Consider the following 276-nt stretch of genomic DNA (forward strand, 5'->3'; position numbering starts at 1 on the left):
AAAAGCCATAGTAGCGAAAGAAGTATATTGAGGACCGTTGTCAGATAGGAACTGCGTCGAAGGAACTTTGGAATCACCAAATCGTTGCTCCTTTGCTTCAAGAAGCATATCTCGAATCATCTGACCGTCGATGCCAATGGTTGAGGAAATATAGCTTATAATTTCTCTATCATGGCAATCCATGACGAAGGCCAACCAAATAAGCCTTCCATCCCAACAACGTATTCCTAAAATATCGGAACACCATCTTAGATTGCTTTTTAATGTGATGATTTT

Annotated in this window: 1 protein-coding gene; it reads right to left on the minus strand. The window is 39.9% G+C overall.

The features are described 5' to 3' along the window. Positions 1-273 (minus strand): DDE-type integrase/transposase/recombinase (locus tag JWG44_RS21645; RefSeq protein ID WP_332460820.1); only part of this gene is annotated, 273 nt, incomplete at its 3' end. Positions 274-276 lie beyond the last annotated feature (3 nt).

The sequence above is a fragment of the Leptospira ainazelensis genome, from assembly GCF_016918785.1.
GTDB lineage: Bacteria > Spirochaetota > Leptospiria > Leptospirales > Leptospiraceae > Leptospira > Leptospira ainazelensis.